At 43.2% G+C, this 14,748-nt stretch carries 14 protein-coding genes; 6 read left to right on the top strand and 8 right to left on the bottom strand.

Features of this window, described 5'->3' with window-relative positions; all coding sequences use genetic code 11:
* Positions 1 to 2: 2 nt before the first annotated feature.
* Positions 3 to 554, top strand: a complete 552-nt coding sequence (locus QW087_02370) for a uracil-DNA glycosylase (GenBank protein ID MEM2943570.1) — start codon at positions 3 to 5, stop codon at positions 552 to 554.
* Between the two features lie 7 nt (positions 555 to 561).
* Here the strand turns inward: QW087_02370 and QW087_02365 are convergent, their stop codons facing one another.
* Positions 562 to 1,242, bottom strand: coding sequence for a glycosyltransferase family 2 protein (locus QW087_02365; protein MEM2943569.1), 681 nt, complete (start codon positions 1,240 to 1,242; stop codon positions 562 to 564).
* A gap of 84 nt (positions 1,243 to 1,326) precedes the next feature.
* A complete protein-coding gene (locus QW087_02360) occupies positions 1,327 to 2,130 on the bottom strand; it encodes a glycosyltransferase (protein MEM2943568.1) in 804 nt (267 codons plus the stop codon).
* A 146-nt stretch (positions 2,131 to 2,276) separates the two neighbouring features.
* Here QW087_02360 and QW087_02355 point away from each other — a divergent pair, with 146 nt between their 5' ends.
* The 4 genes from QW087_02355 to QW087_02340 are packed head-to-tail and all read left to right on the top strand — an operon-like array spanning position 2,277 to position 5,952.
* Entirely contained in the window at positions 2,277 to 2,747 is a 471-nt protein-coding gene (locus tag QW087_02355) for an acyltransferase (protein ID MEM2943567.1), read from the top strand.
* A 7-nt stretch (positions 2,748 to 2,754) separates the two neighbouring features.
* On the top strand, positions 2,755 to 3,861 hold the full coding sequence (locus QW087_02350) for a DegT/DnrJ/EryC1/StrS family aminotransferase (protein MEM2943566.1): 1,107 nt from the start codon (positions 2,755 to 2,757) through the stop codon (positions 3,859 to 3,861).
* Positions 3,858 to 4,817 carry a Gfo/Idh/MocA family oxidoreductase gene (locus QW087_02345; GenBank protein ID MEM2943565.1) on the top strand — a complete coding sequence of 320 codons (960 nt, stop codon included), beginning with the start codon at positions 3,858 to 3,860 and terminating at the stop codon, positions 4,815 to 4,817. The genes QW087_02350 and QW087_02345 overlap by 4 nt, the downstream gene beginning before the upstream one ends.
* Positions 4,795 to 5,952, top strand: coding sequence for a glycosyltransferase (locus QW087_02340; GenBank protein MEM2943564.1), 1,158 nt, complete (start codon positions 4,795 to 4,797; stop codon positions 5,950 to 5,952). The genes QW087_02345 and QW087_02340 overlap by 23 nt, the downstream gene beginning before the upstream one ends.
* A 22-nt stretch (positions 5,953 to 5,974) precedes the next feature.
* On the opposite strand, the gene QW087_02335 is transcribed toward QW087_02340, so the two are convergent.
* The 3 genes from QW087_02335 to QW087_02325 form a co-directional block, all read right to left on the bottom strand.
* Positions 5,975 to 7,480, bottom strand: a complete 1,506-nt coding sequence (locus tag QW087_02335; GenBank protein MEM2943563.1) for a flippase — start codon at positions 7,478 to 7,480, stop codon at positions 5,975 to 5,977.
* Between the two features lie 318 nt (positions 7,481 to 7,798).
* On the bottom strand, positions 7,799 to 8,140 hold the full coding sequence (locus tag QW087_02330; GenBank protein ID MEM2943562.1) for a DUF1634 domain-containing protein: 342 nt from the start codon (positions 8,138 to 8,140) through the stop codon (positions 7,799 to 7,801).
* A 4-nt stretch (positions 8,141 to 8,144) separates the two neighbouring features.
* Positions 8,145 to 8,987, bottom strand: a complete 843-nt coding sequence (locus QW087_02325) for a sulfite exporter TauE/SafE family protein (protein ID MEM2943561.1) — start codon at positions 8,985 to 8,987, stop codon at positions 8,145 to 8,147.
* A gap of 167 nt (positions 8,988 to 9,154) precedes the next feature.
* Here QW087_02325 and QW087_02320 point away from each other — a divergent pair, with 167 nt between their 5' ends.
* The gene (locus QW087_02320) at positions 9,155 to 10,009 is read left to right on the top strand and encodes a THUMP domain-containing protein (protein MEM2943560.1); all 855 of its coding nucleotides are present in this window, start codon (positions 9,155 to 9,157) and stop codon (positions 10,007 to 10,009) included.
* A 2-nt stretch (positions 10,010 to 10,011) separates the two neighbouring features.
* On the opposite strand, the gene QW087_02315 is transcribed toward QW087_02320, so the two are convergent.
* From QW087_02315 to QW087_02305, 3 genes are all read right to left on the bottom strand, one after another.
* Positions 10,012 to 10,671 (bottom strand): 50S ribosomal protein L15e, encoded by a 660-nt coding sequence (locus QW087_02315; protein MEM2943559.1) that lies wholly within the window; start codon positions 10,669 to 10,671, stop codon positions 10,012 to 10,014.
* A 194-nt stretch (positions 10,672 to 10,865) separates the two neighbouring features.
* Positions 10,866 to 13,283, bottom strand: coding sequence for a DNA polymerase domain-containing protein (locus QW087_02310; GenBank protein ID MEM2943558.1), 2,418 nt, complete (start codon positions 13,281 to 13,283; stop codon positions 10,866 to 10,868).
* A 5-nt stretch (positions 13,284 to 13,288) separates the two neighbouring features.
* Positions 13,289 to 14,482, bottom strand: coding sequence for a redox-regulated ATPase YchF (locus QW087_02305; GenBank protein MEM2943557.1), 1,194 nt, complete (start codon positions 14,480 to 14,482; stop codon positions 13,289 to 13,291).
* Between the last annotated feature and the right edge of the window lie 266 nt (positions 14,483 to 14,748).

The following is a 14,748-nucleotide window of genomic DNA, read 5'->3' as shown; positions in this document are numbered from 1 at the left end:
ATATGAAACTCGATATGGGATGCACGCGATGCCATCTTGCTCGTAATCGCCGTCAAATCGTCCCACCTGATGGTAATCCTGAATCTAGGGTTTGCCTGCTGGGAGAGGCACCTGGCAAGACTGAAGACATGTTGGGAAGGCCGTTTGTTGGGAGAGCCGGTAGGATGCTTGATACATTGATGGCTAAGGCAGGCTTATCGAGGCAAAAAGTATTCATTACAAATGTCGTGAAATGCAGACCACCAGCAAATCGCCGACCGAAAAGTGACGAAATGGAAGCTTGTTTTGTCTACCTAGCCGAAGAGCTCGAAGGCAAAGAACTCGTAGTGGCGCTGGGGAGGACGGCCTGCCTCGATCTGCTCGGAAGAGAAGTCAGGCTAATTGAGGAAGCGAATAGATTGTATGAGACGGATGTTTTGGGAAGGAAGATTCTGATTCTTCCAACATATCATCCTGCAGCTTGCCTATTTAATAAGGAAGCACGGGATGTGCTTTATAGAAGTCTTCGATTTGTGTGTGATTATCTAGAGGGCAAAGTGAACACACAGCACTAAAATGAACTCACACCCGTGAAAATTTCTTCTTAAAGAGGAACAAGAGATTTTCCCATCCATCCCGCCATGATGAAAGTTTGACTTTTCCTACCCGCCTCTTATAATGTATAGGATATTCGATTGTCTTTACCTTATTGAAAGCTTCGATTTTGATCTCTTCAGAAAAGGGCATCCCGTCACTTCTCAAAACAAAATTTTTTAGGCACTCCTTTCTAAAAACCCACATTCCACTTTGCGAGTCTTTGATTTTCATACCGAATAGGATGTTTAGAGTATTTGTGAGTATCCAGTTTCCGAACCGATGTTTGATGCTCATTGCTCCCTTTTCCATATTGGCAAAACGGTTTGTCGTGAGAAAATCAATGCTTGTACTTTCTAAAATCCTTACTAGTTCGGGAATTGCCTCAGCTGGGTATGTGCAATCAGCGTCTAAGGTGACAATAATATCACCCTTAGACATCTCAAATCCAGTTTTATAAGCTCGACCATAGCCTCGCCGTGGCTCGTCGATGATAACGGCGCCCTTTTCTTTTGCAATCTCACGTGTTCTATCCTTCGAATTAGTATCTACTACCAGTATCTCATATTCCATATGGGTTTTAATCATTGTAGCATGAATACTGTCGATCACTTTTCCAATTGATTGCTCCTCATTCATTGTTGGAATGATAATTGAGATTCTCAGCATGATCCCCAATGTTGATTGTCATAGTTGTTAAAAAATACGTTCCCCCTCTCACAATTTTCTCAAGAAAACCAATTTGAGTTTTTGCTAGTTATTTTGTCGCTTCACATAGGGTCCCCTGTCGCCAAATAACTTAAAGCCCACATATCCCAAGAGGGCACAAGTAAGTCTTAACAAAGACCAGGTGTTCACCTTTTGTTTAAACATCTTGATGGGATCATAAGAGCTCCAGAGCTTACCATGCTTTAGCGTCAGCTGTTTTCTGCCGACGCCATTCCAAAACGCTTGTTTAAAGAATTTGTAAATCGTTCCTTTCGTTCTATGATAAACTATGGCATTTGGATTATATTTTATTGAAAAGCCTGCTTCGACCGCTCTGTAATTTAGATCTATGTCCTCTGCTGTTATGAACCAAGGATCAAATCCTCCGACCTTTTCAAGAACTTCCCTGCGGAATGCCATGTTGCAACTAGGATACGAAACATCGAATCCCTTGTGATACAACTCAACGCGTTCCAAATCCTCCCATGCTTCAGGCCCTAAATTGATTGTTCTACCGGCAACGATATCCGCTCCTTCTGCAATAGTCTTTCGGAGTTCCTTCGCCCAGAATGGGTTAACGATGCAGTCACCGCCAGTGAACGCTATAATATTCCCTGTTGCTTTCGAAATTCCGTAGTTTGTGCTTTCGCCTCGAGTGCCGGGTTTTACATACATTTTGACAAATTGGTATCTCTGAGCGTAAGCCTTCACGATCTCTCTTGTTCTATCTTTGCTACCTGCGTCGACGACGATGATTTCAATAGGCATCTCCTGAACTACGAGGCTATCAAGAAGATCGGAAATATTTCTCTCCTCGTTCATTATGTTGAGAACAACACTAATAAGCATCTTGCACTGGATAAGTATTCCGAAGCTTATCACTATTTCGATAGGTCCTTGTAACTTCTATTATGGATCCTCTCCGCTGGAAATCAAATATGAGAAAATTACGCATGCATAAGGTATTAATGCCCTGAAAGCGTTGCTTGTTGAAAATGAAACTTTTAGCCAGATACTATTCAATTGAGGATTGCACGATTGGCGAAGGAACGATCATCAGAAACTTCGTCAACCTCTATGGTTGCAGTATCGGACGTGATTGCAAGATCGCAGCGTTTGTAGAAATTCAGCGAGGCGTGAAGATTGGCAACAGATGTAAGATTGAAGCCTATTCTTTTATTCCATCCGGTGTGACGATAGAGGATGAGGTCTTTGTTGGTCCCCATGTTGTCTTCACTAATGACATTTATCCAAGAGCTGTCGGAGATTGGACGGTGGTCCCCACTCTAGTGAAGCGTGGCGCTTCCATAGGTGCAGGGGCGGTTGTGATCTGCGGTGTGACCATCGGCGAGAATGCAATGATTGGCGCTGGGTCAGTGGTCACGCGAGATGTGCCGCCAAATACGCTCGTCGTGGGCAATCCCGCCAAGGTCGTTAGGAAATTTGAAAACTCGCTTAAAAGGTGAAAATAGCATGAATAGAATTCCACTCAGCAAACCGCTCATCACAGATGAAATGATAGATGCTGCCTCTAACGCACTGAGGAATGAGAGGCTCGTACTCGGTGAAAGCGTGTACAAGTTCGAAGAGCAATTCGCTAAGTATATTGGAACAGATTGTGCCGTTGCTGTTTCTTCGGGCACCGCTGCTCTCGTCCTTGCACTGATGGGGCTCAATGTCCGAGGAAAGGAGATAATTACAACTCCTCTTTCATTTATTGCTACGGCAAATTCGATAGTCTATTCTGAAGGGATTCCGGTGTTTGCAGATGTGGACGAAGGGACGTACTGCATTGATCCGGCTCAGGTAATTGGAAGAATCTCTGAGAAGACCTGCGGAATTCTTCCAGTACACCTTTACGGATATCCATGTCCTATGGATGACATCAAAGATATCGCGAGAAGAAAAGGTCTTGTCATTGTCGAAGATGCTGCGCAAGCTCATGGCGCTATTTACAAAGGAAGGAGAATTGGCTCATTCGGCGAGGCAGGATGCTTTTCTTTCTATCCTACGAAGAATCTAACTGTTGCGGGAGATGGAGGAATGGTCACAACGAATGACAGCGTGCTCGCATCGAAATTGAGGAAACTGAGGGATTGTGGGCGAGCATCGCGATATCTTCATGATGTCTTTGGCTTCACTGCAAGACTTAACACAGTTAATGCCGCAATAGGCCTCGTCCAATTGAAACATATTGAAGAATGGAACGAACGAAGGAGATCGATAGCGAAACGCTATGTTTCCAAGCTGGGGAACATTGAAGAAATAAAGCTTCCTCCCATGGGCTCAGCTGATATTCGTCCAGTCTTTCATTTGTTTGTCATTCGTTGTCAAAAAAGAAACGAATTAGCACAATATCTGGAAGCCAATGGCATTGAGTGTGGCATTCATTATCCAATACCGATACATCTCCAGCCCATCTATCGTAGCACTTATAATTACCAAGAGGGGAGTTTTTCAATGAGCGAGAGAATTTCAAGGGAAGTCCTTTCTCTGCCGATGTATCCTGCTCTAACTTCACACGAAGTCGATTACATATGTGAGAAAATCGCTGACTTTTATGGGGGAACCGTGAGATGAGAAGATTTGATATCGGAGTGATTGGCGTTGGGTATTGGGGGCGAAAGATTGTCGATGAATATGGAGGAATACCAGGAGTTAAGGTGCGAGGGGTTGCGGATATTGATGAGAAGAATCTCGAGTATTGCAAAGAAAGGTATGGGATTGAAATTTTAACCCCAGATTATCACGAATTGCTTGAGGACGAATCGATCATAGCGGTGAATGTATGCGTGCCCAACAGCCTTCACTACCAAGTATGCAGGGATGCGCTGAATGCTGGAAAGCACGTGCTTGTTGAAAAACCGATGACCCTAAGATCAGATGAGGGAAAGGAATTGGTGGAAATTGCCCGGAAAAAGAATCTTACCCTCTCTGTTGGTCATATCTATCGCTTCAATAATGCCCTTGCTGAAGTGAGAAGATTAATTCGAGAGAGATTCTTTGGGCGACTTTTCTTGATGAATCTATATTGGGTCAATTTAGAGCCACCTTATCCTGATAGGGATGTGATTGTGGACCTAGCGCCTCATTATTTCGATATCATCAATTTTTTAACCGATATATGGCCAGCTAGAATAAGTTGTACGGCACGACCATTTAGGCGCAAGCAACTGGAAGAAACAGCATACATCATTTCTGAATTGCCGACAGGCGAATTAGCAACAGCAATTCTTAGTTGGCTCGCACCTAGGAAGACAAGACAGATAGAGATTGTTGGGGAAAGAAGATGCTGCGTTATTGATGCAGTCGCTCAAGAAGTGACTGTTTATGAAAGCGGGTATTTGTATAAACTTGGAATTGAAAGAAACAATACTATTCAAACGGAACTTCTTCATTTTATCAAGTCGATAGGCGATCCCTTAACCGAAACGATGAACAGCGGTCTCATTGGCGTGCGAACTGTTGAAATGATTGAAAAAGCAAAGCTTTCGATGACTGAAGGGAGAACTGTTGATACGGATATCCAACGTTAGAGCAGCCAAGCGACGAAGGGTTCTGATGCTGCTATCAAATGAATACAGGCCAGATCCAAGAGTGGAAAAGGAAGCATATGCCCTCGCTGATGAAGGATTTCATGTAGAGATTCTTTGTTGGGATAGAGCACATACAAGATTGTCGAAAGAATTTCGTGAGAAAATTGAAATCGTTAGGATTACAACATTGGATATCAGAGACAAAGTTTCTTTCTTGGTCAATGTACCCTTTTTCATGATCAAGATGATTCTTAGAGCGCTAGCCACGGAGCATGATGTAGTTCACGCTCATGATTTGGACACCTTGATTCAAGGAATTTTTATATCAAAAATCAAGAGAACCTTGCTTGTCTATGACGCCCATGAACACTACGCAAGTATGGTGTCAGAGGATGTTCCAGTTATCATATCTCGCGCACTTAATTCACTTGAGAAAATTCTTGTCAGGAGGATTGATGCACTGATAGTTGCCAATGACAGAATTGGCGAATTGATCGATTCAAATTTGCGCTCGAAACCAACGGTTATCATGAACTGCGTTGAGATTGATCAAGGAGATGGATCCTTAGGCCTTCGATCAAATGACGGCGTGAAATATCCTGATGACATTGTAATTTTCTATGGTGGAAGTCTAGAGCCTTCGAGATACCTTTTGGAAGTAGCCGAAGTGGTAATGAAATTAGAGGGTTTTATTTTCAAAATTGCAGGATCTGGTCGATTAGCTGATCAATTAAGAAAATTTTCTGAAGCATCAAAAAAAATCCAATTTCTGGGATTTCTAAAACGCGACGAGCTGTTGCAGCATTTGAAAAAGTCTAGCATTGCTCTATGCCTCGCAGATCCCTCAAACGCAAACAACAAAATCGGTACTCCTAATAGATTATTCGAGGCAATGGCATTTGGCATCCCAGTAATTGCATCAAAAGGTACATTTGCGGGTGAAATTGTCGAAGAGAATCGTTGTGGTCTAGTGATTGAGTGGTCGGAAGAAAATTTCTTGGAAGCGATAGAAGCGCTAAGGGATATTCAACTGCGGCAAGAGCTGGGTAAAAACGGTCGTTTGGCTGTTGAAAGAGAGTATAGCTGGAACATCATGAAGAAGCGATTAATCGATTTGTACAATTCTTTGTTGTGAATTCTACTGCTATCAGGACAAATCATCGCTTACGAAATTCTGATTTGATGTAGTCTTTCATCTCTTTTGGGTTGATGAGATCTCGGAAATATTTGATATCCTCTCGCCTTAATTCACCCAGTCCAAAGAGGATGAAGGAGAAAATGCAAAAGGCGACGAGACCGTATCCTACAAGATCGTACCATCGCTGTAATTTCCACAAGAAGCTTATACCATAAAGTACAGCGCCTAGTATTGCACCTCCAGTAATGTGCAGTAAAATCCGAAGGTTCGAGCGCGTACCAGTCAATTTCTTTACGACAAATCTAGTACCGACAAGCACCCCACCAGTTGCACATGCGTTCGCTACTGCGGCACCCGTCGCACCAAGACCTAACATTCTTATGTCGCCAATCTGCGAGGGGACAAGAATGAGAAGAAGCGTGATATTCGTTATTAAGGACGCAAGTACGAGTTTTGCGGTAATATCTGGCCGATCAACAGCATTTATCTGACTTGCGTAAACCCCATTTAAGAGTCCTAGATACATTGAGATGGAAAGGAATCTCAGCGGACCGCTGGCGCTTACAAACTTCTCGGCAAAAAGGATAAGGGCGATTTCCGTTGGAAACATGCATACGACGACAACTATGGGGGTTGCTATCATTGAAATATACCTCTCTGCCATCCTCGTCTTTTCCCTTACTTCCCACAGATTTCCCTTTCGATGCAGGCTCGAAAATGTCGGGAACGTTATTGTAGAAACGGCTGTGCCTATAACGCTGAATAAGTTCAGAGTGGACTGGCTAGCCGAATAAAATCCCACCTCTGAATTTGTCCAAAACATACCAATCAATAGCTTATCGGCGTTGACAGATATTGCACTAAATATGGATATCATTGCTATTGGGAATGCGAATTTTAGATATGACCAAAAGAGTCCTGGTTGCTGAAACGTGTATTTCCCACGTGAAAGTATAAAAAGACTGATCACCGCAACGGCTAGTCCACCAAGCACGTATGCATACGCGAGGTAATTAACATCGAGTTTGTTTATCGATATGATCGCTATGAGCGGTATTCTAACAAGGGGGTCTGCAATCACAGATAATTGGGTCTTTGCAGTCTCGACGCGTGCGTCGAAAGTAGCCGTTGCTATCGATGCCAGATCGTAGAAAACCACATATAGCAGAAATAGGAGAATGAGCTCAAATTGTGTATTAGAAAATCTTGTCTCTGAAATAAAGGACCAAATAATCATTGCCAGGAGAATGACGAGTATCATTATACTGATCAACACGCTTTTTACGACAAGGAAGGTGCTGAGGCACTCATTTATGTTCTTGCCTTCCGAGATGCGTTTGATATGTGCAGCGTTGAAACCAAGATCCGTTATAGAATTAAAAGTATTAATGAATGAAAGTGTCCAAGCAATACTACCATAGACATCGGCAGTGTAATACCTTGTCATAAAGTACAGGCCGATAAATGCCAGCCCGGCTGAAGCGAAGCGAGATATTACTATCAAAAGAGACTTGCGACCGATCAAGTTATCAATTGACGGGGATAATTTTAGTCTCTATTTAACATTGTTCTATGAATAGTGGCTCGGTGCAAATCTGCGCAATTCAACGATCCGGGATGATCGATCCAAGGCTCTCCAGATTTTGCATCAATATTAAGGAGCCCTGCCTCGACCAGAGGAATCATCCTTTTCCTTTCTTGCACGGCCTCTTGACACAAGTGTTTTCTTGTCTCTCAATTCAACCTTTCATCATTAATTATGAGCGCATGCCAATTATATGCTTCCTGAGGGCATCTCCTCTGCCAAGAAGGAAAATATTCTAGCACGTTTCTTGGTGTATATTCAAGTGACACCTATAATCACAGCGATCGCGACGATGATCAAAATGAAGGAGGAAATACCAGCATATTTTAGATCTCTTTCTAGGACAAAAACAAACAATGCGGTTAGGATTCTCATCAATGGAGTCGCTATCAAGATTAAAATGCCAAGTGTAATTACGGCGACTGGGTTACCTTGAGCAATCTCTGATGGAATCTGATCAATTGGAATAATGACATTGGACCATGAAGCTGGCGATATAGAAAGAGCAAGAAGGCCCACGATGAGTAGAGATGTGCTCGTTATAATTCCGCCCATGAGAATGTACCTAACGGCCGTATTCAATCGATCTCTTTCGTCCAAAGTCTCACCCTATCACCAATACGCCGGTCCCCCTAAGGAACATAAGAATCGCGATAAACATCATAACGATCGCAAAGAATTTCCTTATACCAGCCCCGGTCAAAAGATGTGTGATTCGAGAACCTATCGTTGCACCAAAAAACACCCCAACGGCGACAATTCCGGTCAAAACTGGTGATAAATAACCATATCCAAAGTATATAATCGCACCAGAAAGTGCCGTAACGCCGATCATGAAATTACTCGTGGCTGTGGCGACCTTCATAGGGACATTCATCCACGAGTTCATAACCGGAACTTTCACCAAGCCACCACCAACTCCGAGAAGTCCTGACATTATTCCAGCACCCGTACTCGCAGCGAGACCGCGGTCGAGATTTTCGACTTCGTAGCTAATCTCTTGATTCAATTTCTTATCTAGATAATTGCCTTTTATCCTGAGCAATTTTTTTTGAGACTTCATCACTTTGGCAGATAGGCGTTCCGGTCTGCGTACCATGTAAACAGCGCCGTAAATCAGAAAAATTCCGAATCCGATAGCTAACAAACTTTGATCAGTATATACTGCGATAAGCGCACCGATAATGGAGCCTGTGGTCGTTGCTGTTTCAAGCACCATTCCAAGTCTTATATTGACCATCTTTTCGTGCACGTAGTGTGTAGCAGCTCCCGTCGATGTTGCAATCACACCGACTAAGCTTGCTCCAATCGCAACTTGCATTTCATAGCCAAATATTAGTGTGAGGGCGGGAATGATAATGATTCCACCCCCGAGCCCTAACAATGATCCAATTAGGCCAGCAATAAGCGAAAAAATCAACAAGCCAATGAGTACTGATATGTCCATTTGATATCGCCGGTAGATATAAATTTTAAAGGAAACTGCATTGCGGCCTTAAGAATTATTCTCTCGCTATGCCTTCTTTTTTTGCATCTCGAAAAAAGGATGTTTTTCTTGAGGAACGTGCGTGGGGGTACATGTATTTTATAATCGATCATAATTCGCTATTTTGAATGGCGCTACTTCTTCTTCGTTATGCCGAGATCGGACTCAAGAGTGACTCTGTCCGAAGACTTTTTGAGAGAATTCTCATCAATAATATTCTTGATTACTTTTCGAAACAAGGAATTGAATGTCTTATCAGCGGAGAAAGAGGGAGGATCTTTCTAGAAACAGACGATGCATCACGCGCAATCGAGTGCTTGAAACACACATTTGGAGTGGCATCCATAAGCACGGTAAGTGTGTGCAATAGCGACATCAATGCGATGAAAGTTTTTGTCACTGAATATTTTGCTCGTAGGCTTTTTTTAGGCGCAAAATTTGCCCTTCGCGTGAGAAGAACAGGATCGCATAATTTTACGAGCATGGAAGTTGCGAAGGAGCTCGGTGCAACCATACTGGCAGCAAATGCAGAAAAGGGCATCCGAGTGGATTTATCGCATCCCGACATCGAAATATTCATAGAGATTAGGGGACCAAGGGCGTATTTTTTTGTCGATAAAATACAAGGTCCCGGTGGTCTTCCATTGGGCTCTCAGGGAAGGGTGCTGTCAATAGTCGAAAATGAACATGATATCCTAGCAACATGGCTTATGATGAAAAGAGGCTGCCGTGCAATCGTCGTCAGTAATTCTAACGAACTCATCGACAAGCTCAGGTCTTGGGATCCCAATTTGAAGGCAGTGCCTCCGAAAGACATTGAATGTTTGATCCAGGAGTTTAAGGCGCTAGCTGTCGTATTTGGCTACAGATCCCAGGACATGGAGAAGATAAAATCTGTGAAGATTTCCGTTCCTGCCTTCTTTCCGTTAGTTGGACTTGATGATGAGGAAGTGAGTCGAAAGCTCTCAGATATAGTTACCTGAGGTTACTTGCCCTTTCTGTCGTGAGCACCGATCGACGGTCTTACCTTCTCGGCCCCTCGACCTTTGTTGCGGAGCCCCCTCCCCTTCTTCCCAGCAGAAGTTAAACCGCGATTTGCCCGGCCCTTGTGCACAGGATCGCATATCCAGTTGATCTTCGGATCATTCATTATTACGGGGTGATGAGGATCGACCATGATAATCTCGAACCATTCATGCTTGCCATCACTTCCAACCCAGTATGAGTTTAGAACTTCTAAATTAGGATATTTTTTCGCTGCCCTCTCCTCTGCTATTCTCTGCAAGCTCTTACCAGCTGTAATCTTTACAATTCCTCTTCGCTTGGCCCTTCTTCCTTTTCTTATTTTTCTCTTCTGAAGGGTTCCTTTTCTTACTCTGCCTCTAACCAGAACAAACCCTTGTTTAGCCTTATATCCAAGTTTTCTTGCTCTATCTAATCGGGTGGGATAATCAATCCTGCAGAAATTCTCTTCTCTCCGCCACTGGATTAATCTTTCATACTGAAGCTCTTTGACAAACGAATTGCCAGGGTCATTCCACGCTTCAGCGATGTAATGGTAAATGTTCTTTCCAGAAACGAATTTCTCCTCACTTGCTTCTTCCTCGCTAGATTCTTTTTTGAAATCTTCTGGGTTCTTGACCATTCAATCACCTGCCGAGTTCAACGGCGTTTATGGATTCGCCCCAAGGGCACATCTCCAGCGCGAACCAGATCGCGCGACTTGTGGTCGCAGAAGAAATTGCAGTATATAAATTTTGTTTATCAAGCGGTATTCTGATTTCGTGGATCAATATTGTTTGGTGCCTTATGTTCACATTCTGTCAAAATTGCGCCATTTCACATAAAATCCTCAAGACTGAGCTTCTTCTGAGTTTTTCTTGCAGATTGCATGGCATTCTTTCTGCTTTTTTCTTCGCCAAAAGAATGATCAAATAGTGTGAACTGTTGAGAACCAAGCATCAAACTCTGCTCATCCCATCCAAACACTTCTGTTGCACGTGCAACTGTTTGTGCAAGTCTCTCGGCGTAATATCTCCAGTCAGGAGTCGCATTAAATCTCTTCCCGCTGATAAAGGGCTCAACTGTCTGAGGGGTCCTTCGGGAATCAGTGACGATCCATGAGACTTTCATTCCTGGCACAAATTCATAACCCATTGCCATGAGTTTTCGGGCTGTTTGAACAGTTGCCTGACTATCTGGATCTTTGTACTGATTAAACGCCTTACATGATCTCGAAATGACGAGTTTTTCGACCGCCACTCTCCCTGCGAGCGTGTCGGCTACTGCTTGCCTTGCAACTCTAACGGCATCCTCTGTTTTGCCATCTAGTATTTTTTCAAATACCTGCATGAGCACCTCGCTTTGAAGATCAAAAGAATCCGTTCTTCTCACTTCGTACCCTCGGATGAGAATTTCCTGGGATGGCCATATTACTCTACCTACGTATCTCTTTTTTTTGCCGTGAGTAAATAAAGGTTCAACGATTTTCTCGAATTCAAGTGATCTGCCTTCACCAGAAAATCTTGTGGCTATCTCATAGCCAAATCTCTTTGTATCTTCTAAATTCTCATATGGTGATTGAATAAAGATCGAGTCCGTATCTGAATAGATAACTTTGTATCCTTCGTTCTCAAGCTCCGCAATAATCCCTTTTATAGTTTCGCGGGCGAAAGCCGTAATTGATCCGCCAATCTTTCTGTCGGTGAATCGATAGAATGACGAGGCGAAGACACCGTAAAATGCGTTCATGAGAACCTTAATCGCTCCTTGCAATCCATCATAATATCTGTATTCATCGGGACTTCCAGCTTCTTTCATTTTCTTCTTAATCTCGTCTCTATCCTTCATCAACTTTGTCAAAATCCGAGGAAGCAAACCTTCCTTCTGTTTCTTGCTCAAAAAACGAACGCCCGTTGGGCTAACAATTTCGCCCTTCTCATTGAGCGTTGTGAAACATATATTTTTTGAAATGATCAGAGATGGATACATTGATTTGAAATCAAGTATGCAGACCCAGTGATATATTCCAGGCTCAATGGTATGAACGTAACCTCCTTCAATGGTGTCCTCCTCTTCAGAGCTTCCTGTAAGTGGAACTGCTATAGGTGGTATTTCTCTGTCCGCAGCTCTGATCAGAATGGAATCAATGAGTTGCGATGCCCCTGAATTGAGAACATCATCAATAGGAAGTCTCGAAACTGCTGCAAGATCCATATTTTTCCTCAGTATATCGACGCTCTCAAGCACGCGTAGCGAAAGTTCTGCATCTTTCAGGCAGTACCTCAGGACTTTTTCCCTATCGATTACCCATTCTTCGTCTATTTTTGTCGGATCAACATCGATCTTCTCTTCTCCAAGAAGAAGCTTTGCTACATGGTTCAGTGTTTCCTGCTTTGGTCTCAATTGTATTTTTGCGGCCCACCATGCATCTGCTATAAGTCTTCCTGTAAGTCGCCAGAAGTGATTCATGATTTGTCGCGGATTGCTCAGATCCCTTCCCCAACGCAGTTCTGTAATCCCGAGCACTTTGCCTCTCTCAATAAGTATCGGGATATCATAGCCATCAATGTTGTATCCCGTTATCACATCAGGATCCTCTTCTTGTATGACCCGTGAAAATGCTTCTATAATCTCTTTTTCCCCGCCAATCAAAGGCTTACCATTCCTGATTTTGCCACAATCTTTTATGGCGTAACAAATGGTGTAGATGTGGTTATCTTTTACACTGTTTTCAACATCGAAAGCGAGTATTTTGAGTTCAGGATTGAAAGGGGGTATTTCCTCAAAATGTGGTCGATTATTGATTTTCTCCATGTCCACAACAATGTCTGTAGTGTATCCTTCCGTAGCGCACCTCTTACCATAAATACGAAGGCATGAAGGGATGTCAAAATCGTAAATAAACCGGTGGTGAAAGGGAATGTCGGCGGCAAACACCTCAAGTCCATGGCGTTTCATTCGGGACCTGTATTCTGGAACTATCCACGGAAATTTTAGGACGATTTTCGCAGCTTTGTGTGTAGCGCTCTTATGGAAGAGCTCAATTTCTTGGATGTACACAATATTCTGATCATCCTTGAGGATTTCAACGACTGACTCTTTTGAACTTAATACATGGAAGTATGGAAGGAAGCCGCTGTACCTGATTGCGATCGACTCACCTTCTTTCGTCTTTCCATACATTTCTATTGTGATTGTATCATCAGCATTTCTTCGATATGACGCTGTCAGAAGCCTAACATCCCAGCTTTCCACGGAAATCACTTTCGTGCAACAATAGTAATAACATCACCATCTTGTAATATATAATCCTGACCGACAACTCGATGGCTTCTCGCATTGATGGCCTTTACAAAGTTCTCTCCAAGGTCCGTGTGTACCTTGTAAGCAAGATCTCTTGCGGTACTCCCTCTCCTTACAAGGTACGCGTCTGGGAGTACATTGCCATCATGATCAGTCAATTTGTTATCATCTTCTACAGGGTAAACTACAATCATATTGAGTAATTCAAACACCGCCTTTTCCAAACACAGTTGAACACCAGTCCCCTCACCGCACTTCTTCATCACTTTTGCGAAGTATTCGAGTGCTCTTTTCTGATTGCTTGTAAGTTTTTGTGGATCCATGATAGCAAATTCTCTATCACCAGGAACATAATGCACCAGTCCAGCCTTCGCTGCACGTTTTAGTCCTAACTCGGATTCAGCGCACACTGGTATGCTCATGTACTCTTCAAGACTCATGAGGCGCCTTAGTGTACCTTCATCGGCAATATCGGCTTTATTCAAGGCGATGATCATTGGCTTACTCCGTCGTCTTATTGCTTCTGCGAGTCTCAAGAGCTCTCCGTCTTGCCACTGCATTGGGTTATCAGGAAGTCCTGCATCCTTTACGGCGAAAATCACGTCCTGCTCCGAAACACCGAGACCAGTAAGCCGCTCATGTAGCGCTTTCTCGATCTTCGCTCCTTCGAGATATGATTGCCTTGCCAGTCTAGAAAAGCCTTTCTCGATTATACCTTTGATCCAGTATGCGATTTCTCGCTCAAGGAATTTGATATCCAGGAGGGGATCACGGGATCCTGTTGGTATTTTATTCCCCTCCTCATCAGTTCCACCACTCGCATCAACTACATGAATCAAGACAGAAGCCTGCCTGAGATCATCAAGGAACTTATTACCTAATCCCCTACCCTGCCATGCATCTGGAACTAGTCCAGCCACATCGAGAAGCTCCACTGGTACAAGTCTCGTCCCGCTTTCACATGCAGAATTACGGGGATTACATTTTACCCCAAATTCTGAATGAGGGCATCTAGTGCGAATGTAAGCCACTCCTCTATTTGGCTTTATGGTGGTGAATGGGTAATCCGCTATTTCTACGGTAGCCAGGGTTGCGGCAGAGAAGAAAGTCGACTTACCCACATTGGGCTTGCCGACAATTCCGATTTGCATATAATCAATTACATATAGCAAGCTATGTAAAAATTATTATCCTTTTGAATTTGAAGTTCCTAATCTTCTGCTTCAACTACAATTTCTCATACTCATGTACTTGATCCAGCTAACAATTCATTATCAATGATGTGGTTAGGAAGTGGATGGCAGATAGAAATACCCCGCGAGAAGTTTGTAGCAACCATTTCAATTTTGTACAACTGGAATTTTGACCTTCTTCGAATGTGAAAGGTGCGAAGCATAAGAGCCACGTTAGAAAATTA

The organism is Methanomassiliicoccales archaeon (assembly GCA_038850735.1).
Lineage (GTDB): Archaea > Thermoplasmatota > Thermoplasmata > Methanomassiliicoccales > JACIVX01 > JACIVX01.
The sequence above is the reverse complement of the archived record's forward strand: the minus strand, read 5'-3'. Positions and strand labels throughout refer to the sequence as shown.

Bases quoted from the DNA above. Each gene is read 5' to 3' on its own strand.
- QW087_02325 (MEM2943561.1), bottom strand. From the start codon at position 8,987: ATGGACATATCAGTACTCATTGGCTTGTTGATTTTTTCGCTTATTGCT.
- QW087_02355 (MEM2943567.1), top strand. From the start codon at position 2,277: ATGAAACTTTTAGCCAGATACTATTCAATTGAGGATTGCACGATTGGC.
- QW087_02350 (MEM2943566.1), top strand. From the start codon at position 2,755: ATGAATAGAATTCCACTCAGCAAACCGCTCATCACAGATGAAATGATA.
- QW087_02360 (MEM2943568.1), bottom strand. From the start codon at position 2,130: ATGCTTATTAGTGTTGTTCTCAACATAATGAACGAGGAGAGAAATATT.
- QW087_02345 (MEM2943565.1), top strand. From the start codon at position 3,858: ATGAGAAGATTTGATATCGGAGTGATTGGCGTTGGGTATTGGGGGCGA.
- QW087_02365 (MEM2943569.1), bottom strand. From the start codon at position 1,242: ATGCTGAGAATCTCAATTATCATTCCAACAATGAATGAGGAGCAATCA.
- QW087_02320 (MEM2943560.1), top strand. From the start codon at position 9,155: ATGGCGCTACTTCTTCTTCGTTATGCCGAGATCGGACTCAAGAGTGAC.
- QW087_02370 (MEM2943570.1), top strand. From the start codon at position 3: ATGAAACTCGATATGGGATGCACGCGATGCCATCTTGCTCGTAATCGC.
- QW087_02315 (MEM2943559.1), bottom strand. From the start codon at position 10,671: ATGGTCAAGAACCCAGAAGATTTCAAAAAAGAATCTAGCGAGGAAGAA.
- QW087_02305 (MEM2943557.1), bottom strand. From the start codon at position 14,482: ATGCAAATCGGAATTGTCGGCAAGCCCAATGTGGGTAAGTCGACTTTC.